Source organism: Hymenobacter sp. 5516J-16, assembly GCF_022919335.1.
GTDB lineage: Bacteria > Bacteroidota > Bacteroidia > Cytophagales > Hymenobacteraceae > Hymenobacter > Hymenobacter sublimis.
Genome location: NZ_CP095058.1, coordinates 1,977,124 through 1,998,920, shown reverse-complemented (window position 1 = coordinate 1,998,920; position 21,797 = coordinate 1,977,124). Strand labels below are relative to the sequence as shown.

Genomic DNA, 21,797 nt, shown 5'->3' with positions numbered 1-21,797 from the left:
GGTTGAGGTATGCCAACTTTTCCGGGCCCGGGCAAGTATAGGTTGGTAGCCTTCTTACTCATCCGTTTGAATTTCTTTCCCGCTTATGGATTCCACCGCCTCCACCCCCAAACCCCGGCTACCCCTACCGTGCCCCTCGATGTTACGGATCAACAGAACTCTGCCCTGCTCGATGATACCCTGAGCCTGTTGAGCGCCGGGGCTCCCGACAAAGCCGGTGAAAAAGGCCTAACTGAAATTGACCGGTGGGCTGAAGTGCTGCGCGCCTCCGAGCGCCCCGGCCTGGCCAAAATTATCCAGGAGCTGACTACCCTGCGTGAGCAGCTCAGCACCCCGGAAACCGAAGCCCACGACATTGCCGAAACCATGGCTACGCTCGGGGCCGAAACTTCCAAAGTAGCCGACGAAACTTCCGATGGCTACAGCACCCCCCTGGCTCAGCTAGGAAAGCTGCTAATCAAACTAGGTTCCAGCCTGTCGCGCTAAGGCCTGACATTTGAGCAACATAGCAAAGCCCCTGACTACCAAGTAGCCAGGGGCTTTGCTATTCTTGAGTTTTGGTAGCAAACAATTAGCAGGTAAGGAAGTATTCAGGCTTCACTTGCCGCAACGGGAAGAAGTTGTCTGGCCCTGTTTGCGCGGCCGGACGGCCGTTTGCCGTACTTTTGCGGTTTCATTCCAGTTGCCATGTCTGAATTTCCGCCCCGCGCTGCGCTGTCCTTGTATGATCCTTTCGATGGTATGCGCTTCGGAATGCGTCACTGCTTTCTGTGCGGCACACCTACCACGCCTCCTCAGGACACCATACCCGTGTTTGCCGAGTGGCTGATGCAACGTTATAACCTGCACGAACGACAGATTAAGTTGCTGGATATGAGTATTGTGCAGTACCAGCAGCTACGCATTGCGTGCTGCGCCCACTGCCGCACCCAGCACGTAGCGCCCCTGGAGGCCCGGGTAGAAGCAGCGGCTACGGAAGGCATAGCCGGCTTCCGCCGCCTCGATGAACAGACGCTGTTTCTGTGGCTAGGCAAAATGTTCTACGGCATTCTGGTAACGGAACTCCTAAACGAGCTGGACCCGTTGGCCCGCCCCCAGTATCCGCTGGCCGAAAACGCTTTGCTGCTGCGCCGATTTCAGGCGTTTTTTCAGCCTCTGCAAGCGTTGCGAGTACCTATGGAATATGATGATTTCACGCCTGGTTCCGTATTTATTCTCGAAACCGATCGGCGCGAAGACACCATGCCCTTTGAGTACGATGACGACTTAAGCACCATTGCCTTTAGCATCAAGCTCGATAGCACCGTGCTGGTGGCTTGTCTGGTAGATAATGGCATTATTCAGCAGGCCATGCGCCGTGTGTACCAAGATGCCTACCGGCCCTTGCATCCGGTGCAAATAGCTGAGTTTAAGGCCCGAGTGTACTACGCAGCGTACTTACTGAACATCATTCCTGATTACTACCCCCGCGCCGTAAAGCCCGGCGACACCGAGGTAATCCTGGATACGCTGATTGACGACATCAACACCGCTATTTTCAACCCCTGGGAAAATAGTGGGTACGCGCAGTCCTTGCTGGAAATGTGGAAAAAATGGCAGATTCCGTTGGATGAAATCATGCGAAACCCGGCCGAGCCGCTCACCTTCCTGTATGATGCGGACGGGCAGCCCCAGTTGCTGGAGCAGTTTCCTAAAAAGGCCGGGGGAATTAGGTAAGTAGCCTGTCCTAGCTGGCTTGCCAGGGGGTAGGCTCCGTGTACCGTGTAAGCTTAATGTTAGTCCAGCGTCCTTCAAAGCCGCTTTTCTTCTTGCATTCACGCTTGCTAACCAGCACATCCACGCAGTGGCGGTGGCGTCGGTTCATCGTGTCATGAATGATATAGACGCCATCTAGGTCGTCGGAAATACCGCGTACGCGCACTTTGTCGCCGTAGCGGAAGGGGCCTCCCCATTTGTTGAGCAGGTCGCGGGAAACGGCTAGCCAGCGGGTTTTGCTGGAGTGCCGGGTAGGAATGATGGATCCATCGGCGGTTTCCATCGGGTTATCATCGGTCTGGCCCACTTCGGGCCAGTAGGTAGTTGCCGTCACACGGTACGACAAGGTTTGGGGAGCCTTTTTTACGGGCTCTACCGGTATGGCTACGGATACCGGACGGGGGCTCAGGCTAGCAACCGTGGAAGGTAGGGCCAGAGCGGAGACAGAAAGAGTACGGGGGGGAATAGGAAGGTCAGTAAGAATAACGCAATGGACATGACATTTGGGTTCGTGAACTCTCACTTGGGCCCGGAGAGGATGGACAGCCGGCCCGACTCGGCTAGTGGGAAGCGCGCCATCTGCATTAGCAGAATAAAAACGCCTTTTAAACTATAGTGAGCGGCTTTAGAAGCCGAAAACATGCTCTAGATGGAGGTGATATAAGGTTGAATATAGATAATTATTATAATTGGTTGTACTTATAATATGTTGTCGTTTTGCAGGGCTCAAAGGTAAGAACTTTTTTTTAAGTGAGCTTTTTGTGCATTGCTAAATAATTTAGCAAAAAATGCCCCTTCAAAACGGCAATAGTCCCGCCCCTTACGAGCGTTGCACAAGTAAGGTTATGGGCGAGGTAGGAACCCACTCTGGGCCAGGCCGTATGGATATAGTTAGGATTAATAGCCTTTTGCCCTGCTTCTTTTCAACCAACTCTTGCTGATTATGCTCTACCCTACTTTGCCTAAACCGGCGGCCACTGCCTTAGCAGGTGCGCTTGCAGGTTTGCTGTTCACGGCCTGTTCCTCACCCTCTACCACGCCTGATAACACTTCTGGTTCTACGGCCTCCACTGATTCCGCTACCACTGAAGCTCCCACCGCGCCAGCTAACTCGCCCCTGCAGGTAGTAGCCCAGTTTCGGGAACCACAGATTGTGGGCGTAGCCGTTACGCCCGATGGTCGCGTGTTTGGCGACTTTCCGCGCTGGGACAACAACCCGGTGAACCCCGTGGCCGAAATCATGCCCGATGGGTCCGTGAAAGGCTACCCCGATGCCAACTGGAACCTCTGGAACGAGAGCGTGCGCAACGAGCCGCAGAAGCACTGGATCTGCCCGCAGAGTGTGTACACGGATAAAACGGGCATGTTGTGGGTGCTCGATCCGGCCTCGCCCGGCATTAAAGGCACCGTGCCCGGCGGCCCCAAACTGGTCAAAATTGACCCTAAAACCAACAAGGTGGTGCAGAACATCAGCATCCCGGAAAGCGTGGCCTCGCGCAAATCCTACCTCAACGATGTGCGAGTGGATACCCAGAATCAGTACGCTTACATCACCGAGTCGGGGGTAGGAAGCTTGGTAGTAGTTGACCTGAAATCAGGCAAGTCGCGGAAGCTGCTGGCCCAGCATCCTACCATGATGGCCGACACTACCCTCAACATCAAGGCCGATGGACACGAACTAATTGACCCCAGCGGCAACAAGGCCCGCTTTAATGCCGATGGCATTGCCCTGAGTCAGGACCTGCAATACCTCTACTGGAAGCCCCTGACCAGCTACAAGCTCTACCGCATCAAAACCGAAGCCCTGCGCAATCCAACTTTGTCGGATGCTCAACTGGCTCAGCAAATTGAGGATTTAGGCAAGGTGCCCGCCTGCGACGGAATGGAACTGGATGCGCAGAACAACCTATACATGACCACGTTCGAGGATCATTCCATTAAACGCCGCACGCCCGCCGGCAAGATTGAGCTAGTGATGCAGGACCCGCGCCTAGAATGGCCCGACAGCTTCTCGTTAACGGCTGATGGCACCCTGTACGTGACTAACTCAGCCATCCACAAAACGCCTACCTGGAACAAAGGCATTGGTAAGCAGGACCAGCCGTACCACATCTTTAAGATGAGCTTACCGAAATAAGGGTAATCGAATCAGTGAAAAAGCCGTTCCTGGTTATGGGAACGGCTTTTGTATTTATTTGATAGATTGGGCACTCTAACTAACTATTTACCATTGAGGAAATGCATAAGCCTGATAAACAAGTTTATTTGCATATGCGCATATCGGTTTTAGCTTTCTAATCAAGCTAGTTACCTTTACTCCTGACACTACCAGTTCCCACCGCATGGATGCTTACTCTTACATCGCCAATGCACACGGCGAATACATTGATCAGCTCTACCAATCGTACAAGGCCGATCCGCAATCGGTTGACGTAAGCTGGCAGAAGTTTTTTGAAGGTTTCGACTTTGCTCAGCAGTATTCCGAAGATGGTGCTGCGCAGGCCGATGGTGAAGGTGTACTCGGCACTACGGCCAGCACCAACCAAGCCGGTACTATCCGCGCCGTAGACACCGTATCGGCCGATAAGGAAACCCAAGTCCGCAACCTGATTCACGCTTACCGCAGCCGCGGCCACTTGGTGGCCCGCACTAACCCGGTACGGGAGCGGAAAGACCGCAAAGCCCGTCTAAGCTTGTCGGACTTTGGTCTAAGCGAAACTGACCTTGACACAACGTTCAAAAACGGCGAAGTACTAGGCCTCGGGCCGAATGCCAAGCTTCGCGACATTGTGGCCGCTCTGGATAAGGTGTACACCCGTACCATCGGGTTCGAGTACATGTACATCCGCGACCCGCAGGTGCTCGACTGGTTCCGGGAGAAAGTAGAAAAAGACTCGCTGAGCTTTAACCCCGGGGTGGAGTACAAAAAGCGTATCCTGAGCAAGCTCAACGAGGCGGTTGTATTCGAAAATTTCCTGCATACCAAGTTCTTGGGCCAGAAGCGCTTCTCGCTGGAAGGTGGCGAAACCACGATTCCCGCCCTCGACGCCATCATTCGGAAGGGTGCGGAGCTGGGCGTGGAGGAAGTGATGATTGGCATGGCCCACCGCGGCCGCCTGAACGTGCTGGCCAACATCATGGGCAAAACCTATGAGCAGATCTTCTCAGAATTCGAGGGCACTGCCGTACCGGACCTGACCATGGGCGACGGCGACGTGAAGTACCACATGGGCTACAGCAGCCAAGTAGATGCCGGTGGCCGCACCGTAAACCTGAAGCTGGCGCCCAACCCCAGCCACCTGGAGGCGGTGAACCCGGTAGTAGAAGGCTTCGTGCGCGCCAAGCTCGACCACGGCTACCAGAACGACTATAATAAGGTGTTGCCCATCCTGATTCACGGCGATGCGGCCGTGGCCGGCCAGGGCATTGGCTACGAGGTAACGCAGATGTCGCAGCTGGAAGGCTACAAGACCGGCGGCACCGTGCATTTCGTCATCAACAACCAGGTAGGCTTTACCACCGACTTCGAAGACGCCCGCTCGTCCATCTACAGCACGGACTTGGCGAAGATTATCGACGCGCCCGTGATGCACGTGAACGGCGACGACCCCGAGGCCGTGGTGTTTGCTGTGCAGCTCGCCACTGAGTACCGTCAGCAGTTTCACGCCGATATCTTCATTGATATGGTGTGCTACCGCCGCCACGGCCACAATGAGTCAGACGAGCCCAAGTTCACCCAGCCTACCCTCTACAACCTCATCAGCAAGCACCAGAACCCCCGCGAGGTGTACAACGCCATGCTCGTAGAGCGCGGCGACGTGGATAAGGAGCTGGCGAACCAGATGGATAAGGAGTTCCGCGACACCCTGCAGGCCCGCCTGGACCTGGTGAAGCAGAAGCCGCTACCCTACAACTACCAAGCCCTCGAAAATGAGTGGCGTAGCCTGCGCCGCAGCAAGCCCGAGGACTTCGACCAGTCGCCGGTAACGGGCATTAGCGAAGAGCTGGTGCAGAAAGTCGGCAAGGCCCTGACGACCCTGCCTGAGGGCTTCCGCCCCTGAAGCAAATTGAAAAGCTGATGGAGGAGCGCCGGAAGATGTTCTTTGAGTCGCGCAACCTGAACTGGGCGGCGGGTGAGCTGCTGGCCTACGGTTCGTTGCTGGCCGAAAAGCACATTGTGCGCCTGAGCGGACAGGACGTGCAGCGCGGCACGTTCTCGCACCGCCACGCGGTGCTGCACGACGCCGAAACCTCGGCGCCTTACAATTCCCTAAACTATATTGAAGAAGGGCAGGAGCAGCTCCGCATCTACAACTCCCTGCTGAGTGAGTATGGCGTGCTAGGCTTCGAGTTTGGCTACGCCATGGCTAACCCTACGGCCCTGGTTATCTGGGAAGCCCAGTTCGGCGACTTCGCCAACGGCGCCCAGACCATGATTGACCAGTTCATCGTATCGTCGGAAAGCAAGTGGCAGCGCATGAACGGCTTGGTCATGTTGCTACCTCACGGCTACGAAGGCCAGGGCCCGGAGCACTCCAACGCCCGCCCCGAGCGGTTCCTGCAGTTGGCTGCCGAGCACAACATCGTGGTAGCCAACATGACCACGCCGGCCAACTTCTTCCACGCCCTGCGCCGCCAGCTAACCTGGGAGTTCCGCAAGCCGCTGGTGGTAATGTCGCCCAAGTCCATGCTGCGCCACCCGCTGTGCGTGTCGCCGGTAGAGGAGTTCACCTCCGGCACCTTCCGCGAAGTGCTGGGCGACGTGTACGCCGAAGACAAAAAGGTGAAGCGCGTGCTGCTGTGCACGGGTAAAGTGTACTTCGATTTGCTGGAAGAGCAGCAGAAGTCGGAGCGCCGCGACGTGGCCATTGTGCGCCTGGAGCAGCTGCATCCTTTCCCGCAGAAGCAGCTCGCCGTTGAGCTGGCTAAGTACCCAAAGGCCAAGGTGTACTGGGTACAAGAGGAGCCCGAAAATATGGGCTACTGGAACTACCTGCTGCGTTTCATGCGCCGGGAGCTGGAAGATGTGATTTCGCGCAAGCCTTCCGCCTCGCCCGCTACCGGTTACAACAAGGTGCACGTAAAGGAGCAAAAGGACCTCGTGGCCCGCGCCTTCGACAAGCCTCGCGAAGCCGTAGCGGACACCACAATTAAGGAAACCGCAGCCAACGCGCAAAAGGCAGACTAGTTTTTCGAGCTGTTAGCTCCTGGCTGCTGGCTGTAGCTTCATCACTCGAAAGCTGACAGCTATCAGCCAGGAGCTAATAGCTAAAGATACCTACCGAAACCCTTCAATTCTCCCACCTATGGGTCTGGAAATTAAAATCCCCGCCGTTGGCGAGTCTATTACCGAAGTTACCATCGCCAAATGGCTGAAGGCTGACGGAGACGCCGTGAAGCGCGACGAAGTAATTGCCGAGCTGGAATCAGACAAAGCTACATTTGAGCTGCCCGCTGAAACCGACGGAATCCTGAAAATCCGCGTAGCCGAGGGCGAAACCATTGGCATCGGCACCACCATTGCCGACATCGACGGAGCTGCTGGTGCTTCAGCGGCGCCAGCTGCTGCTACTCCCGCCGCTCCGGCTGCCAGTGCTCCGGCCGCTACGTCTAGCACTGACCCGGTAACTCAAGGTGAGCAGAACCCCGCCGCCAGCAACCAAAGTGGCTACGGCGGCTCCCAGGCCGGCTCGGCTGATACGCCTACGGCTGCCGCCCCGGCAGCTGCTAGCGCACCCGCCAGCAACGGCGGCGGTAGTGCAGCTACTGTAGAAATGAAAATTCCAGCCGTGGGCGAATCCATTACGGAAGTAACGGTAGCCAAATGGCTTAAGGAAGACGGTGCCCAAGTGCAGCGCGACGAAATCATTGCCGAACTGGAGTCGGACAAGGCCACGTTTGAATTGCCCGCCGAGGGTAGCGGCACGCTGCGTCACGCCGCCAAAGAAGGCGAAACCATCGGCATTGGGGCCACCATCGCCCGCATTGAAGGCGGCAGCGGCGCCCCGGCTGCTACTTCCGCTCCGGCCGCTCCGGCTTCGGCCGCCAGCCAGGCTAGTGCAACGGCTCCGGCTACCTCCAGTGCTACCAGCTACGCTACCGGCACCCCTTCGCCAGCGGCTGGTAAGATTCTGGGTGAAAAAGGCATCAGCCCCGCCGACGTACAAGGTTCCGGCCGCGATGGTCGCATCACGAAGGAAGACGCCCAGAACGCTCAGGCCCGCCCAGCGGCCCCAGCCCCGGCACCTACCCCGCTGCTCCGGCCAAAGCTGCCGCGCCAGTAGCAGCGGCTCCGGCTGCCAGCGGCAACCGCAACGTGCGTCGGGAGCGGATGAGCAACTTGCGCAAGACGGTAGCTCGCCGCCTGGTATCCGTGAAGAACGAAACGGCCATGCTCACCACTTTCAACGAGGTGAACATGCAGCCTATCATGGACCTGCGCAACAAGTTCAAGGACAAGTTCAAGGAGAAGCACTCGGTAGGTCTCGGCTTCATGTCGTTCTTTACCAAGGCCGTGTGCGTGGCCCTGAAAGAATGGCCCGCCGTGAATGCCCAGATTGACGGCACCGACATCGTGTACAACGACTTCTGCGACATCAGCATCGCCGTATCGGCGCCGAAAGGGCTGGTGGTACCGGTAATTCGCAACGCCGAAGAACTGTCGTTTGATGGTATCGAGAAGGAAATCGTGCGCCTGGCTACCCTGGCCCGCGACAACAAGCTCACCATCGAGCAAATGACCGGCGGCACGTTCACCATCACCAACGGCGGCGTGTTCGGCTCCATGATGAGCACCCCGATTATCAACGCCCCGCAGTCGGCTATCCTAGGTATGCACAACATCGTGCAGCGCCCCATTGCTGAAAACGGCCAAGTGGTAATCCGCCCCATGATGTATCTGGCCCTGAGTTACGACCACCGCATCATCGACGGCCGCGAATCGGTATCGTTCCTGGTGCGCGTGAAAGAGCTGCTCGAAGACCCGACCCGTCTGCTGCTGGGCGTGTAAGCGGACTATTTGAAGCGTTAATAGAAAAGGCTACCCGCCATAATGGGTAGCCTTTTTCATGCCTGTCTTGTCTTGGCAGCATGATTGCGCAAAAAAGCCCTCTGGAATAAACCAGAGGGCTTTTCAGCGGGTGGGTGGGTGGATGGGTGAGTGAGAAAGGAGCGGGAATTGGGGGTGGGATAAAAAGAGCGGGGTAATATCGGTTAGGCGGCGCGGGAGTTAGAGGCCAGCGTCGCTACTTTGCTTTTGGCTTCTTCGGCTTTTGAGCCGGCAAACTTCTCGTCAACGGTGCGTTTCAGCAAAGAAACCCAGCGCTGAAACAAGGGACCTTGCGCCGGCAGCGCCGAGTGCAGGGGAACCATCTGGCCTTCCTGGTAGCGGGTGGTGCCTAGCAGCGCCGTGCTCCAGTAGTCATACATGGAGGTGAGGTGGCGGGGCCAGTGCACGCGCGCAACAGCGCTGCATAGAGGAGCCAAGAGCTCATCTTCATTGGCTTTGCTGAACGCGGTATCCACCAGCGTCTTGATGTCACCTTCGGTGCACAAATCGGGAAGAGTAGAAGTAGCCATACGAGCAGAGGTAGGACCAGTGGATACGGAGCGAATTTACGCAGGTTGCACAACTTTCGCTAAAGGGCGAAAAATATTTTTATGATTCCTTGAAATTATGTTCTTTCTAATTGATTAACAGCCCCTAAAGCTAGATCCGGCTTGGAAAAGTTTAAAGTAGGTTGAGCGGGTTGTTGGCTTGCTGGATACGATACTCAAAAATGGAAGCAAGGTTACCCGCCTTGTACAGCGCTTCGTCGGCGGTAGGGCCGGCGAAATGGGCTTCTACCGTTTCCACGAATAAGGCAAGCCAGCGCCGGAAATGCTGACTGTTGATGGGTAGGGCCAGGTGCTTGGCAAAAGGCCGGCCCCGGTAGCGCCCTGTACCCAGTAGCAGGCTGCTCCAGAAGTCATACATAGTAGCCAAATGGCGGGGCCACTGCCCCTGAACCACTGCCTCGAAGATGGGCCCAATCAGGTCGTCGGTTTGCACCCGGTTATAGAAGGAATCTACCAGCAGGCGAACGTCCTCTTCGGATTGAATATCAGGTAGGTGTTCCATAACAGAAGTAGACAGGAGAAGGGCGGAACAAAGCAACTTACGGCCGACGCTAACATGGGCGCCGTTAGGCGGCGCGCCTACCGCCTAACACCACCAGTACCACGGCTAACACAATCAGGGCCGCGCCCCAAGCATGCCGGCGTTCAGTTGCTCGCTGGCAAAGGCCCAGCCCAGCAGCACAGCCACCACGGGGTTCACAAAGGCATAGGTACCAGCCAGCGCCGGCTCCACGGCCCGTAGCAGCCAGATGTACGCCGTAAAGGCGACAATCGAGCCGAACGTAACCAGATAGATATACGCTAGCCATGATTTCGACGTCACCTGCGCCAGCTCAAAGCCCTGGGCCTCGCCCCGAACTAGGCCCACGACCAGCATCACCAGTCCCCGCAAAGCATCTGCATGCCCCCGACAAGAAGGGCGACGGACTCGGCTGGTGCCGCTTGGAGTACAACGAGCCAATGGCCCACACCAGCGCCGCCGTTAGCACCAGAACCATCCCAATGCCCTCGTGCCCGGGCAGGGCTACGTGGCTGGCGCCGGGCGTACGAGCCAGCAAATACACGCCGCCCAGGCCGCACACCAACCCCAGCGTTACGGCCGGGGTAGGCCGCTGCGCTACCCCGCTCCACCACCCCAGCACCGCCAGAAACATAGGTACCGTGGCCACCAGCAATGCCGCTAGGCCCGAGGGGATGTACTGCTCGCCGAGCGTGACGCCCCCGTTGCCGAAAGCCAGCAGGCAGATACCAATAAGCAGGGCCACACCCCAGCCGCGCCAGGTGGGGGCCGGCTCCCCGCGCAGGCGCATGAAGCCGTAGAGCAAGGCTCCCGCCAGGGCATAGCGGCTGCCGGCCATGAGCAGGGGCGGCATGGAGTCGATGGCGAAGCGGATGCCCAGGTAGGTGGAACCCCAGATGAGGTAGACGGCTGCAAAGGCCAGGAGCAGGGCCGTGCGGGAAGGAGGTAGCTGATTCGCCATAAAAACCGGAAGCATGTAGACTGCAAACCTACGCCGGTTTTGGCAGGATGGCCGCGCGCTACCGGCCGCTTGTCAGGCCACTTGGCCGGGCAACTAGCAGTGGGGCAAGCCTGGCCCTGCAGCGTACCGGCTTGGGTAGGGCAGGAGATGCAGCGCTTGCGCTCGAATCCCGTTCTTTACCGCGTACTCCTACCTTGCTTGCCTGTGCGCTCTTTTCTTCTACTTCTTTGGCTGGGCCTGCTGGTGGGCCTGAGCAATCCGGCCGCCGCCCAATTGCTTCAGGCCAAGCCCGCCTTCACCCGCGCCGATTCCCTGCGCGGGGCCCTCACGCCCCTGCGCACCTGCTACGACCTCAACTACTACCACCTGGATGTGCGGCTGGATATCGGCAAAAAGGCGCTCAGCGGCTCCAACCTGTTCGGTTTCACGGCCACCCAGGATTTCAGCCGGCTGCAGTTTGACCTGTTTGCGAACCTGAAGGTGGAAAAGGTGGGGTACCAGGGCAAGTCGGTGCCGTTTACCCGCGAAGCCAACGCCGTGTTTGTCACGTTTCCGGAGCCCATCCGCAAGGGCAGCCGCGCCGCCTTCACCGTGTTCTACTCCGGGCAGCCCACCGAGGCCAAGCACGCGCCCTGGGACGGCGGACTGGTGTTTACTCAGGATAGCAAGGGCAAACCCTGGGTTGCCTCGGCCTGCCAGGGGGTAGGGGCTAGCATTTGGTGGCCCACCAAAGACCACCAGGCCGACGAGGTTGACAGCATGCTCATCAGCGTAACGGTGCCCAAGGGTTTAAAGGACATTTCCAACGGCCGTCTGCGCAAAACCACTGCCCTCAAAGGCGGCGCCACCCGCTTCGACTGGTTTGTGAGCAACCCCATCAACAACTACGACGTGGCCCTGAATGTGGGCGACTACACGCACTTTGCCGACGAGTATGCCGGCGAGAAAGGTAAGCTCACGCTGGACTATTGGGTGCTACCCGAGAACCTGTCCAAGGCCAAAACCCAGTTTGCGGCCAACGTAAAGCCCATGCTGAAGTCACTGGAGTCGTGGTTTGGGCCTTACCCGTTTTATGAGGATGGCTACAAGCTGGTGGAGGCCCCACACCTGGGCATGGAGCACCAGAGCGCCGTGGCTTACGGCAACAAGTACCAGAACGGCTACCTGGGCAAGGACCGCTCCGCCACCGGCTGGGGCCTGAAGTGGGACTTCATCATCATCCACGAAAGTGGGCACGAGTGGTTCGGCAACAACATTACCAGCAAGGACATAGCCGACATGTGGATTCACGAGAGCTTTACTACTTACTCCGAGGCTCTGTTCGTGGAAAGCCAGTTTGGCAAGCAGGCCGCTCAGCAGTATATCCGGGGGCAGCGCCGCAACATCCAGAACGACGCGCCCATTATTGGCCCCTACGAGGTAAACCGGGAGGGTTCCTCTGATATGTACGACAAGGGTAGCAATGTGCTCAACCTGATCCGGACGGCCTACGTGCCCGATGATGCCCGGTGGCGGGAACTGCTGCGGGGCCTGTCCCGCACCTTCTACCACCAAACCGTAACTACGCCCCAGGTAGTAGGCTACCTCAGCCAGCAAACCGGCTACAACCTCACGCCCATTTTCGACCAGTACCTGCGCTACGCCAGCCTGCCAACCCTAGAAATTCGTTTCGAAGAGGGTAAACCGGTGGGCCGGTGGATTGCCAACGTGCCAGAGTTTAACCTACCCATCAGGCTGCGCACCAAGGGCGCTGAGTACCGCACCCTGCCACTTACTACCTCCTTCCAACCCCTAAACCTGCCCGGCCTTACCCGCGAAAACCTGGAGGTTGATACGGAAAACTACTATATCGGGGTGCTAGTAGAATAACCCGCGCTGGTCCGCACAGGTAGGAGCCACACATATTGATTGCAAGCCAGATAATAAGCGTCGCTTCTAACAGGTAAAGTTGCTGTAATAGTAGGAGGCCAAACGCTATGCAGCAGTAGTTGCCTTATTTCAAGAAGTGCATTCCCTTAATGAAAACGATTTGTGTCATTATGGGATGATATGATAGGCGTATAAATCTGCTGGTAGATTAAAAATATGTTAATTTTGTGTTGTTAATGGCACAAATACGTGCCGACTATAGTTTACGTACCCGGTTAAGGTATTCTTAGCTGGGTGACTGGGGTAGAGTTTGCAGAGCAGATGATTTGAATTTTGCTAAGGTAGCCGTACTATGCATCGGCTCTCTTGTCAGCTCATAGAGCTCATAGGAGAGCAAGCAGAGCGAAACGGCACTAGTGCAAATAGTCTATATCGTATCACCGTATGATCGTTCCTTCTGTTCCCGTCAATTGTCAGAACTGCCCGCACGTGCAGCAGTCGTTGCTGGGAGCCTGCCAGCACGGCGAGTTGACCTTTATTTCGGGCGGAAAAGTGCACCAGTCTTACCACAAGGGGCAGGTAATTTTCCAGCAGGGTAGCCGGGCCAACGGGCTGTATTGCGTGCACCAGGGTAAGATTAAAGTCTCCAAGATCAGTGCCGATGGCAAGGAGCACATCATCCGGCTGGTGAAGGAAGGCGACGTTATTGGCTACCGCTCCCTGATGATGGGCGGCAACTACTCCACCGCCGCTACCGCCCTCACCGACTGCGTGGTGTGCCTGGTGCCGCGCACCGACTTCTTCAGCCTTATTGAGCAAAACGCCCAGTTTGCCCATTCCCTGATGCGCCTGCTGGCCAAAGCCCTGGGCGAGGCCGAGGAACGGATGCTGCACGGCTCCTACAAGCCCGTGCGCGAGCGGCTGGCCGAAGCCCTGTTGCTGCTCTACAACGTGTTTCGGCCGCCACCGATGAGCCCTTCAGCATCCCCATTTCCCGCGACGACTTGGCTGCACTCATGGGTACGGCCAAGGAAACCGCCAGCCGCCTGCTTTCCGAATTCCGTGACGAAGGGCTGGTAGCAACCCAAGGTAGCCGCATTACCATTCTGAACGTGGGCAAGCTGAGCCACCTAGCGGCCCTCTATGATTAAGGCAGGGGTTGTAACCTCAGGCCCCAACAGGCTCCTGGGCGGGTTGCAAGGCAACTTGCCGGGGTAGCCCGCAGGGTATAGTTGCCGCTTCTGGAAACCACTAAAATTCTCTTTTCGTACTTCCCCGGCCGGTACTAATCGGCGGGGAAGTGTTGTTTTATCGAGGAGTGTTTTATAAGTTAGTATTTATAGTACTTTATGAATCCCAATATGGTTTCCCAGGCTGGAAACGCCGGGAAAAGTTTAATCAATATCATTTTTTGTGTTGACGAAAGTCATTTTTTAGGGTAGAGATTCTAGGGAGATTTGTAAACCAATTCATCCTGTCAGAGGCCGTATGTGCCAGCAAGTCAGGAGTCTTGCCACAAGTTTTACTCACGACTTCTTTTCAGCCGTCAGCAGCGGGCCAACGCGTGGGCTCAAGGCCAGACAGCAGCAGAGGAATAGGCGGCTTGTGCGGATCGATTTTTTACTTCCTCTTATATTTTCTCCACTCAGTAGCATGGCTTACTCAGTTAACAACCCCGCTGGTAAAGTAGTAGAAGGCATCATCAGCGACCTGCCCGGTCTGGTGGCCGTGGCCGTAGTTGATGTTACCTCCGGCATGAGCCTGGCGTCGCACTCCAACTCGCCTGCCCTCAACCCCGATACGGCGGCCGCTTACAACACCGAAGTAGTAAAGCAGAAGCAGAAGGCCATGACAGCCCTGAAGCTGCAGGGGGAAACCATTGAGGACATCCTCATTACCCTCTCCAACCAGATTCACCTGCTGAAGCTGACGGAAGCCGGTACCAAGTTTATTTACCTGGTAGTAAACTCCCGCGACACCAACCTGGCCATTGCCCGCGAGGTGCTGCGCAGCCACGTTGCCACCCTTAACAATTAAGCTAACGACAGAAGCTGTACACGAAGCAGTGCAGAACCGGTTGGCTGCGCCGGCCGGTTCTGCACCTGTTGCCAGCCCAAGGGCACGCTGACAAAAGGGGCGGAAAGCGAGAGTAGATGTCATGTGTTGCTTGTGCTACTGGTGCCCGCGAGGCGCCAGTGCTTTATTGATAGGCTATGCCAATCTCTTTTCTTCAGCGCTTGCAGGAGCTTGCCGGACCCGCGGTTAATAAGGTTGTTTCTGCGGCCGCCGGGGCCGAGAAAGTTTCCGCCGAGCGCATCATACACCACCTACTGGCGGGACTTCCGGAGTTGTTGGGAGCGGCCGTCGTAGAGGTAGAATCGGGTCAGGCCTTGGCTTCCTATACCACCTCCCGCGAGTTCAACCTCAGCAAAGTAGTGGGCTTTAACGCCGAGGTAGTCCGGCAGCAGGGCCGGGCCCTGGCCGCCCTGCAACTGGGCCCCGAGGAGCAGCTGGAAGAAATCCTGATTACGCTGCACTCCCAATTGCATTTGCTGCGCCTGCTGCCCGATGGCCGCCGGTTCCTGTACGTAGCCGTGGACTGCCGGGACACCAACCTGGGCATTGCCCGCGAGGTAATGCGGACCTGCGAGGGATAGCTGCCGAGCGGGCTGCCGTGTTGAGAGGAGAAGAATACCGAATTCCCTTTTTCTATTGTTTCACTTCAACTTCCTACCCGCCTATGAAATTGACAGCTTCTCCCTTCGATCCGCAAACTGGTGAGCTGCTGCCCGTGTACCGGGATGCCTACCTGCGCGGCGACTTAAGCAAGGCTTCGGCGCAAGCCGTGGAAGCCTACCTGCATCGGGATGCCGATCAGGCCCACTCTACCCTTACCCGCTGGCAGGAGCTGCAAGCCGCCCAAGACGCGGCGCTAGCCCCTAGCTGGGTAAACCGGCAGATTCAGTACATCCGGGCCGAGCCCGTGCGCTTCCGCCGCCGTGCTACTACCCTGGTGGCCTCGGCCGTGCTGGTAGGTACCATGGTGTTTGCCGGCACCCCCACCGAGAACTTGCCCACCGGCAGCCTGCCTACCGATGTGGCAGCTACGGAAGTGTTGGAAGCCGGTGCCTCGGCCGAAATGGCTTCCTCGGCAGCCTCCTTGCGCATGATTACGGTGCGCGGCCAGATTAAGGGCGAAAACGGCCAGCCCCTGGTAGGTGCTACCGTGATGCAGCCCGGCAGCCTGCGCGGGGTATCTACCAACGCCCAGGGCGAGTACGTGCTAACGGTGCCCGCCGGCACCAGCTCCCTGAAGTATGGCTACGGCGGCTACCACGACGAGGAAGTGGCCGTGAAAGGCTCCCGCACCGCCGACGTAACCCTACTGCCCCGCGCCCAGCAGAAGAAGCGCTGGCTGTTTTTCTAGGCGCTACCCGCGCCTGAGTACTTAGTAACCAGCGTGAGTGAAGCCGAAATCGTACCGTAAGAAAGCCTCCCGCCGGCCCGACAGGCTGCCTAAGCCCAACCCGCTAGCCACTCTGGTCGTGCAAAACGTGCTGGCGGAGCTGCCGAAGCTGCTGGCCGTGGCCGTAGTAGATGTAGCCTCGGGCACCAGCCTGGCCGCGCACACCAACTCGCCCACCATCAACCCCAGCACGGCGGCCGCTTACAACGCGGAAGTGGTAAAGCACAAACTCAAAGCCCTGACCGCCCTGGCCCTCCAGGGTGAGGCCATCGAAGACATCCTCATCACGCTTTCCAGCCAGCTGCACTTGTTCCAGCTCACGGACAAAGGCGGGCAATTTATCTATCTGGTCGTCGACGCTGGTAGCACCAGCTTAGCTATGGCCCGTGAAGTGCTGCGCAGTCAGGTGGGGCAGTTGGAGCCCGCCGCGGGGTAGGAACGCCGTCCAACTGAGCTATGACTTGAGAAGCTCCCTTTCCAGTCCGGAAAGGGAGCTTCTCGTTTTCCGGGTAGCCTTGGCCTCGTTTAAGCAGAGCTGCCCGGCACTGTTAGAGCGTAAAAACTTGCCATTTCACCATTTCCCAACTTCACCGTCCGTACCTTCGCTCCGTTGATTTCCACCGAATTCACCTTAGCATGAACCAATACGACGTTACCGTCATCGGCTCCGGGCCCGGCGGTTATGTGGCGGCCATCCGCTGCTCCCAGCTCGGCCTCAAAACGGCCCTCATCGAGAAGTACGACACCCTGGGCGGCACTTGCCTCAACGTGGGCTGCATCCCCAGCAAGGCCCTGCTCGACTCCACGGAGCACTTCCACAATGCCGGCCACACCTTCAAGGAGCACGGCATTGAGCTGAGCGACTTGCAGATCAACATGAACCAGCTCATCGACCGTAAAAACGGGGTAGTGAAGGCCAACACCGACGGCATTCAGTTCCTGATGAAGAAGAACAAAATCGACGTCATCAAAGGCGTGGGTTCGTTCGTGGATAAGAATCACATCAAGATTACCCCACCGCGGGCGGCGAGGAGCAGCAGATCGAGACGAAAAACGTCATCATTGCTACCGGCTCCAAACCTACCGTGCTACCCTTCATTCAGCAGGATAAGCAGCGCATCATCACTAGCACCGAGGCCCTGAACATCCGGGAAGTGCCCAAGCACATGATTGTGATTGGGGCGGCGTCATCGGACTGGAAATGGCGTCGGTGTACGCCCGCCTCGGCGCGAAAGTGTCGGTGGTAGAGTTCATGGACTCCCTCATCCCGACCATGGACCGTGCCCTCGGCAAAGAGCTGAAGCGCATCCTGGGCAAAATTGGCATCGAGTTCTTCCTGAGCCACAAGGTAACCGGCGCTACCCGCGAGGGCGAGGCCGTGACCGTAACCGCTACCAACCCGAAAGGCGAGGAAGTGAAGTTTGAAGGCGACTACTGCCTGGTAGCCGTGGGCCGCGTGCCCTACACCGCCGGCCTGAACCTGGAAGCGGCCGGCGTAGAAATGGAAGAGCGCGGCCGCATTAAGGTTGATGAGCACCTGCAAACCAACGTGCCCGGCATCTACGCCATCGGCGACGTGGTGCGGGGCGCTATGCTGGCCCACAAGGCCGAGGAAGAAGGCGTGTTCGTGGCCGAAACCATTGTCGGCCAGAAGCCGCACATCAACTACCTGCTGATTCCGGGGGTAGTGTACACTTGGCCGGAAGTGGCTGGGGTGGGTTACACCGAAGAGCAGCTAAAGGAGCAGGGCAAGGCCTACAAAACTGGCAACTTCCCCTTCCGCGCCTCGGGCCGCGCCCGCGCCTCCATGGACCTCGACGGCTTCGTGAAAGTGCTGGCCGACAAGGAAACCGACGAAATCCTGGGTGTGCACATGATTGGCCCCCGCATCGCCGACCTCATTGCCGAAGCCGTAACGGCCATGGAGTTCCGCGCCTCCGCTGAGGACGTGGCCCGCATGAGCCACGCCCACCCCACTTACGCCGAAGCCATGAAGGAAGCCTGCCTCGCCGCCACCGAGAACCGCGCCATTCACATGTAATTCTGCGCTTGCGGTGTTAAAGCCAAAAGCGGCGGAAGCTACCCAGCTTCCGCCGCTTTTTTGTAGCTTCAACCCATGACCAAGCAGGATCATGTCAACTATTGGAAAGAAACAGCTGAGCAGGACTGGTCGTCGGCGCAGGCGTTGCTAGTGGCGGGGAATTACCTGAATAGTCTGTTTTTCGCTCATCTAGTTATCGAGAAATTGAGCAAAGCACTTTGGGTACAAGAGAATGTCAGTGACCATCCCCGCGAATTCATAATATCGCCCGCATTCTGGACGCTACCTCTGTGGTGCTACGTCCTGATGAGGAAGTCTTAGTCACTGAGCTAAACATTTTCCAAATGGAAGGGCGCTATCCTGACTACGCCCGAACCGTATATCAACGAGCTACCAAGGTCTTCGCGACTGAGCTATTGCTCGAAACTGAAAATTTCCGCCAATGTTTACTCAGCAAGCTGCTTTAGAACAAGTTCGTGCCTTCGCCGAGGAACTGCGAAAGATGAACATTCCACTCCGGCAGGTTATTTTGTTTGGCTCCTACGCCCGGAACGAACAGCGAGAGGAATCGGATATTGACGTGGCCCTAATAGCCGATGACTTTACCGGTGCGGCCTTCATTGATGTAAAGCCTTTTGCAAGACTCTTGGCCCGGCGGCCCTACTTCTACATTGAGCCCCATACCTTCGCGCCAGAGCAGTTTACTGACTGGAATCCCTTTGTAAAGGAAATCAAGCAAACTGGAATTCTAGCCGCCTAACGGCCATGGAGTTTCGCGCCTCGGCCGAGGACGTAGCTCGCATGAGCCACGCCCACCCCACCTACGCCGAAGCCATGAAGGAAGCGTGCCTCGCCGCCACTGAGAACCGCGCCATTCACATGTAGTCCTTGCGCTTTGAAAGCAAAAGAGGCTGCAACTCACGAGAGTTGCAGCCTCTTTTGCTTTTTGCCGCTGATGGCCTACTTCAGCACGTCCTTAAGTTCTATGAGTTGGAAGGCGCTGTCGTGCTCCGCAAACTCGCGCATCATGGCCGTGTGACCGGACCCAGCCAGCATCAGCACCTTGTCGTCAGTGGGCAGCACCGTTTTCTGCACTATGGAATACATATACAGGTTGCGCCGGTACCATTCTGATACTAGGAAGGCCCCGTTGAAATTGGTGGTTGTGCCGGCCCGATTAATTTTATCGAGGTAGAACGCTTTGTTGTAGCGGATGCTGGCGGGTGTGTTTTCTTCTAGCAGAATCTGGGGCAGCGTGAGCGTAGTCAGCTTACGGTTCATGCTGGTCTCGTAGCTTTTTACATAGGCCTGCACGTCTTGCAGTAGTGCATCTTGGTGGGCCGTTTGCATGGCCTGCATCACGCTGTCGTAGGGAAACTGCGTTTTCTTGTAATCTATAGCGTAAATTCTGGTGAGCCCGGCCTTTTTTCCGGCGCGGAAGGCAAGCTGAAAAATTTCGTTTTTGGCGTAAAAAGAGTTAGCGCCCTGAGGGTGATTTTTCTGGACGTAGGCGGTAAAATTGCCTGCCAGGTAGGCCGCATATAGCTTGTCGAGTCCCGGTTGGTCGTTAGCGGGCCACTCTACAAATATCTTTTTGGGCCCGAAGGCCGACAAGCGGCTGGTGAGGGTTTCCAGCTCCTGTTGCACCTTCGGCGACAAGATGTCGAGAGAGTTGAGTTTAGAAACGTCAAGCCCCGGATTATCAAAGTGAAAGGTGCCCAGCAAGAGCAGCTTGGCCGGCTTGGTTTGGGCCAGGCACGCAGCACTAAGCAACAGGGCACACAGAAGGAGAAAAGTTGATTTCATAGGAACGAGAGGAATAGGAAGAAAAGTACATATGGCATGTAAAGTACGGGCTAGACCGAATAACGCAACTGGCTCTTGCAGGTAAGTAGAGCCGCCGATTCTGCGGAGGCCGACACGGATGTGGGTCGGGGCATAAGCATACAGGCATGCAGCGCTTCGTAAGCAGAACTGTTGCCCTGATTATGAGGCGTATACAAAAACCTTCGGGCCAAACTCTGCGAATACCGGGGTAGGGAAAAGGCTGGTTTCTACTGGCCCGTTGGCAAGAGGCCAGCCCCGGAAACTCTATTTCGCATCCTCATGGCCAAGCACAAGAAAAAGCACTCCAAGAAAAAGGGTAAGGACAAGAGCAAGGACGCCGTAGCGGACGACGTGCTCGATGCGGCCGCTTTGTCTATCCGCAAGTTTCGGAAGGTGACCAACGAAATTTCTAAGCTCAGCCTGGGTCAGAAACTGGCGGGTAGTGTGGTCCTGCTGGCTGCTGGCCTCATTTACCTGGACCAGCGCAAGGGTAGCGGCAGCGAAAAGCCCCAGCATCCCCCGAAATTCGAGTGGCCCCGACTAGCCGAAGCGCAGGAAACTTCCGCCACGGAAGAAGCAACCACCGAGGAGGCAGCGGCTTCGTCCGTATCGCCCGCGCCGCCCCGGAAAAGCCACAAGAGCTCCAAAGCCGGCAAGTCGCACGGCTCCGGCAGTCGGAAGCCGCTGGCCGCTGATGAGGTAGCGTAGGTTTCTGCTGGTCCACTCAGCGCGGCACATGTGACCAGTATGGCTACCCAACAACCTTCCGAAGCCGATTGCGAATACCATCTGCCGTTGGGCCTTTTCGTTTGTTACTCAGTTTCTTCCACTTTCCAGCATGCGTCATGAAAAAGAATAAAACCAAAGACAAGAAAAATAAGGCCGACAAGAAAAAGTCCCTGTTCGGGGGCGCGGCTAAGTCGCTTAAGAAGCTGGGCAAAGGTTCCGGTTTGGGCCGGCTGAGTACCGCTCAAAAAGTACTGGGCGGGGCGGCCTTAGTAGCTGTGGGCCTAGGCTATTTGGGCAAGCGCCGCAGCAGTACGCCGGCTACCCCACCCACCCCCGCAGCAGATGCGGCCGAGCAAAACCTAGCTTCCCTGGACGGAGGTGCTATTTAATCTACTCGCGGACAAGCGGATAAAGTGCTTAGCTAAGTAACAGAAAAGGCCCTGAGCAGCTTGGATGCCGCTTGGGGCCTTTTCTATCTTTAAGGAATGAAGAAGTTGATGCGAGGTGTACTGGCCGGTAGCTGCCTGCTCTGGCCGGTGCTGGCCGTGGCTGGGGAGCGGGAAGAAAAGTACGCCTTTCTGCTCACGGGAGGGGTAGGCGGCGTGGCAATTGGCCTGGGCATGTACGCTTTCTTTATGATTCTGGTGGCTGCCCTTTACCGACGTAAGCAGGTAGTAGCGGGCCTGTTTGCGCTCTGCACCATTATCTTTCTGTACCTGGAATACTGGTCGTTTCGGCTGCTGAAGTTTTCGGTCAACTTTCTGCAAACCAAGCAGGTGCAGCCCGTCTCCGGCCACTGGCCCGTGGTGCTAAAGTGGGGGCTGGCCGGGGTGCTGGTGCTGGCCGTGGCCATCTTCGTGCTGGCGTGCCGCATGTGGCGAAAGTGGCACCCGCCCCGCGGTGCGGCCCCAGTTACCTACTCTGCGCCTGCTGAACAACCATAGGGGCTGGCCTAGGGGTAGGAACCACCCGAGGGAAAGAGCGGTGCCGCCTACAGCTTAAACTTGGTGGT

General features: G+C 57.2%; 21 protein-coding genes and 3 pseudogenes. 18 read left to right on the top strand and 6 right to left on the bottom strand.

What is annotated here, in order from left to right; translation table 11 throughout:
- The first annotated feature begins 66 nt into the window (after positions 1-66).
- Complete coding sequence (locus MUN84_RS09890) at positions 67-486, top strand: hypothetical protein (protein WP_244697912.1); 420 nt, start codon at positions 67-69, stop codon at positions 484-486.
- Between the two features lie 201 nt (positions 487-687).
- Entirely contained in the window at positions 688-1,716 is a 1,029-nt protein-coding gene (locus tag MUN84_RS09885) for a hypothetical protein (RefSeq protein WP_244697910.1), read from the top strand.
- Between the two features lie 10 nt (positions 1,717-1,726).
- On the opposite strand, the gene MUN84_RS09880 is transcribed toward MUN84_RS09885, so the two are convergent.
- Entirely contained in the window at positions 1,727-2,089 is a 363-nt protein-coding gene (locus MUN84_RS09880) for a hypothetical protein (protein ID WP_244697908.1), read from the bottom strand.
- A gap of 609 nt (positions 2,090-2,698) precedes the next feature.
- Here MUN84_RS09880 and MUN84_RS09875 point away from each other — a divergent pair.
- The 3 genes and pseudogenes from MUN84_RS09875 (at position 2,699) to odhB (ending at position 8,764) form a co-directional block, all read left to right on the top strand.
- Positions 2,699-3,892, top strand: coding sequence for a major royal jelly family protein (locus MUN84_RS09875; protein ID WP_244697907.1), 1,194 nt, complete (start codon positions 2,699-2,701; stop codon positions 3,890-3,892).
- A gap of 205 nt (positions 3,893-4,097) precedes the next feature.
- A pseudogene (locus MUN84_RS09870) lies at positions 4,098-6,943 on the top strand (2-oxoglutarate dehydrogenase E1 component).
- A 118-nt stretch (positions 6,944-7,061) separates the two neighbouring features.
- Positions 7,062-8,764, top strand: a pseudogene (odhB, locus tag MUN84_RS09865) (2-oxoglutarate dehydrogenase complex dihydrolipoyllysine-residue succinyltransferase).
- A 203-nt stretch (positions 8,765-8,967) separates the two neighbouring features.
- Here odhB and MUN84_RS09860 read toward each other — a convergent pair.
- From MUN84_RS09860 to MUN84_RS09845, 4 genes are all read right to left on the bottom strand, one after another.
- Positions 8,968-9,333 (bottom strand): group III truncated hemoglobin, encoded by a 366-nt coding sequence (locus tag MUN84_RS09860; RefSeq protein WP_244697905.1) that lies wholly within the window; start codon positions 9,331-9,333, stop codon positions 8,968-8,970.
- 151 nt (positions 9,334-9,484) lie between these two features.
- Positions 9,485-9,874: a group III truncated hemoglobin gene (locus MUN84_RS09855; protein WP_244697904.1), complete on the bottom strand. Its 390-nt coding sequence runs from the start codon at positions 9,872-9,874 to the stop codon at positions 9,485-9,487.
- 114 nt (positions 9,875-9,988) lie between these two features.
- Positions 9,989-10,240: an EamA family transporter gene (locus MUN84_RS09850; RefSeq protein WP_244697902.1), complete on the bottom strand. Its 252-nt coding sequence runs from the start codon at positions 10,238-10,240 to the stop codon at positions 9,989-9,991.
- Entirely contained in the window at positions 10,206-10,853 is a 648-nt protein-coding gene (locus MUN84_RS09845) for an EamA family transporter (protein ID WP_244697900.1), read from the bottom strand. The genes MUN84_RS09850 and MUN84_RS09845 overlap by 35 nt, the downstream gene beginning before the upstream one ends.
- A 204-nt stretch (positions 10,854-11,057) precedes the next feature.
- Between MUN84_RS09845 and MUN84_RS09840 the strand changes: the two genes are divergently transcribed.
- The 10 genes and pseudogenes from MUN84_RS09840 to MUN84_RS09805 all read left to right on the top strand — a co-directional run bounded on the left by MUN84_RS09840 (position 11,058) and on the right by MUN84_RS09805 (position 18,989).
- Complete coding sequence (locus MUN84_RS09840) at positions 11,058-12,722, top strand: M1 family metallopeptidase (protein ID WP_244697898.1); 1,665 nt, start codon at positions 11,058-11,060, stop codon at positions 12,720-12,722.
- 444 nt (positions 12,723-13,166) lie between these two features.
- Positions 13,167-13,802 carry a Crp/Fnr family transcriptional regulator gene (locus tag MUN84_RS09835; RefSeq protein ID WP_244697896.1) on the top strand — a complete coding sequence of 212 codons (636 nt, stop codon included), beginning with the start codon at positions 13,167-13,169 and terminating at the stop codon, positions 13,800-13,802.
- Positions 13,739-13,873 carry a helix-turn-helix domain-containing protein gene (locus tag MUN84_RS24535; protein ID WP_410780085.1) on the top strand — a complete coding sequence of 45 codons (135 nt, stop codon included), beginning with the start codon at positions 13,739-13,741 and terminating at the stop codon, positions 13,871-13,873. Before MUN84_RS09835 ends, MUN84_RS24535 begins: the two co-directional genes overlap by 64 nt.
- Positions 13,874-14,375: 502 nt before the next feature.
- Entirely contained in the window at positions 14,376-14,759 is a 384-nt protein-coding gene (locus tag MUN84_RS09830) for a hypothetical protein (RefSeq protein ID WP_244697894.1), read from the top strand.
- A 200-nt stretch (positions 14,760-14,959) separates the two neighbouring features.
- On the top strand, positions 14,960-15,379 hold the full coding sequence (locus tag MUN84_RS09825; protein WP_244697892.1) for a hypothetical protein: 420 nt from the start codon (positions 14,960-14,962) through the stop codon (positions 15,377-15,379).
- Between the two features lie 83 nt (positions 15,380-15,462).
- Complete coding sequence (locus MUN84_RS09820) at positions 15,463-16,149, top strand: carboxypeptidase-like regulatory domain-containing protein (RefSeq protein ID WP_244697887.1); 687 nt, start codon at positions 15,463-15,465, stop codon at positions 16,147-16,149.
- A 37-nt stretch (positions 16,150-16,186) separates the two neighbouring features.
- The gene (locus MUN84_RS09815) at positions 16,187-16,624 is read left to right on the top strand and encodes a hypothetical protein (protein ID WP_244697879.1); all 438 of its coding nucleotides are present in this window, start codon (positions 16,187-16,189) and stop codon (positions 16,622-16,624) included.
- Between the two features lie 200 nt (positions 16,625-16,824).
- Positions 16,825-18,229: pseudogene (lpdA, locus tag MUN84_RS09810) on the top strand (dihydrolipoyl dehydrogenase).
- 75 nt (positions 18,230-18,304) lie between these two features.
- Complete coding sequence (locus MUN84_RS24530; RefSeq protein WP_410780084.1) at positions 18,305-18,550, top strand: HEPN domain-containing protein; 246 nt, start codon at positions 18,305-18,307, stop codon at positions 18,548-18,550.
- Positions 18,551-18,671: 121 nt separating this feature from the next.
- Complete coding sequence (locus MUN84_RS09805; RefSeq protein ID WP_262920684.1) at positions 18,672-18,989, top strand: nucleotidyltransferase domain-containing protein; 318 nt, start codon at positions 18,672-18,674, stop codon at positions 18,987-18,989.
- Between the two features lie 200 nt (positions 18,990-19,189).
- Here MUN84_RS09805 and MUN84_RS09800 read toward each other — a convergent pair whose 3' ends face one another.
- Positions 19,190-20,035, bottom strand: coding sequence for a DUF5694 domain-containing protein (locus MUN84_RS09800; protein WP_244697876.1), 846 nt, complete (start codon positions 20,033-20,035; stop codon positions 19,190-19,192).
- A 300-nt stretch (positions 20,036-20,335) separates the two neighbouring features.
- Here MUN84_RS09800 and MUN84_RS09795 point away from each other — a divergent pair, with 300 nt between their 5' ends.
- The 3 genes from MUN84_RS09795 (at position 20,336) to MUN84_RS09785 (ending at position 21,729) form a co-directional block, all read left to right on the top strand.
- Entirely contained in the window at positions 20,336-20,764 is a 429-nt protein-coding gene (locus tag MUN84_RS09795; RefSeq protein WP_244697874.1) for a hypothetical protein, read from the top strand.
- Positions 20,765-20,901: 137 nt separating this feature from the next.
- Positions 20,902-21,174 (top strand): hypothetical protein, encoded by a 273-nt coding sequence (locus MUN84_RS09790; RefSeq protein WP_244697872.1) that lies wholly within the window; start codon positions 20,902-20,904, stop codon positions 21,172-21,174.
- 96 nt (positions 21,175-21,270) lie between these two features.
- A complete protein-coding gene (locus tag MUN84_RS09785) occupies positions 21,271-21,729 on the top strand; it encodes a hypothetical protein (protein WP_244697870.1) in 459 nt (152 codons plus the stop codon).
- The last annotated feature ends 68 nt before the right edge of the window (positions 21,730-21,797 follow it).